At 56.8% G+C, this 1,219-nt stretch carries 1 protein-coding gene; it reads left to right on the plus strand.

Translation table 11 applies throughout. The annotated features are described in order from the left end of the window. Positions 1-59 precede the first annotated feature (59 nt). Positions 60-1,201 (plus strand): IS3 family transposase gene (locus HLH21_RS16805; RefSeq protein WP_182944894.1). Its coding sequence is split into 2 segments (ribosomal slippage): positions 60-285 and positions 285-1,201, totalling 1,143 coding nucleotides; the frame shifts between segments, so codons are not numbered across the junction. Positions 1,202-1,219 lie beyond the last annotated feature (18 nt).

Here is a 1,219-nt window from a genome sequence, read left to right on the forward strand (position 1 = left end):
TGAATAGCCCCTAGATTTCTGGACGCCCAGGCTCCTAAAAATGAGGACAGGAGGCATTGATGGGGAAGCCCAATTTCAGTGATGAGTTCAAGCGTGATGCGGTGGCGCAGATTACCGAACGGGGATATCCGGTAGCGGAAGTTTCGCAGCGGCTCGGGGTCAGCACACATTCGCTGTATGCGTGGAAGCGGCAATTCGCGAAGGTGGCATCAGGCGATACCTGCAAGGATGCCGAGATCCGGCAACTGAAGCGCGAACTGGCCCGGGTGACCGAGGAGCGTGACATCTTAAAAAAAGTCACCGCGTATTTCGCCAGGGATGCAAAGTGAGATACGCCTTCATTGCCGAGCATCGCGATCATTTTGGAATTCGGGCGATGTGCCGCTGTCTGGCCGTGCAGCCCAGTGGCTATTATGCCTGGCGGAAGGAGCCGCTGAGCCGACGGGCTTGCGAGGACATCCGACAGACCACGTTGATCCGTCAGGCCTGGAACGACAGCGGCAGGGTTTATGGCTACCGTAAGTTGCATGATGATCTGCTCGATCAGGGCGAGACCTGCTGTCCGAACCGCGTGGCACGGCTGACAAAACTGGCGGGCATCAAGGCACAGATTGGCTACAGGCGCCGGTTAGGTAGCCATAGTGGCAGGCCATCCCTCGTAATCGACAACACGCTGGCCCGGCAGTTTGATGTCGAGGCACCCGACAGGGTATGGGTCACAGACATCACTTATATCCGCACCATGGAAGGGTTTGCCTACCTTGCAGTCGTGCTCGACCTCTATTCGCGTCGTGTAGTGGGCTGGTCGATGCAGAGCCGCCAGACCACGGATGTGGTACTGCAGGCGCTCCATATGGCCATCTGGCGACGAAAGCCCAGAAGCCGGGTGCTGATCCACTCGGATCAGGGCAGTCAGTTTACCAGCATGGACTGGACTGCCTTCATACGGGCTCACAATCTGGAACACTCGATGAGCCGACGCGGCAATTGCCACGACAATGCTGTGGCGGAGAGTTTTTTCTCATCGCTCAAGCGCGAGCGCATCCGGCGTCGAACCTACAAAACGCGCCAGGAAGCCCGGCAGGACGTGTTTGACTACATCGAAATGTTCTATAATCCGGTGCGCAAGCACGTCAGGAACGGGATGCTGTCACCCGTGCAATTCGAACAACAGCAGATTTTGAATGTTCAAGGCGTCTAGAAAACTAGGGGCTATTCA

This window comes from Gluconacetobacter johannae, assembly GCF_014174305.1.
Taxonomy (GTDB): domain Bacteria; phylum Pseudomonadota; class Alphaproteobacteria; order Acetobacterales; family Acetobacteraceae; genus Gluconacetobacter; species Gluconacetobacter johannae.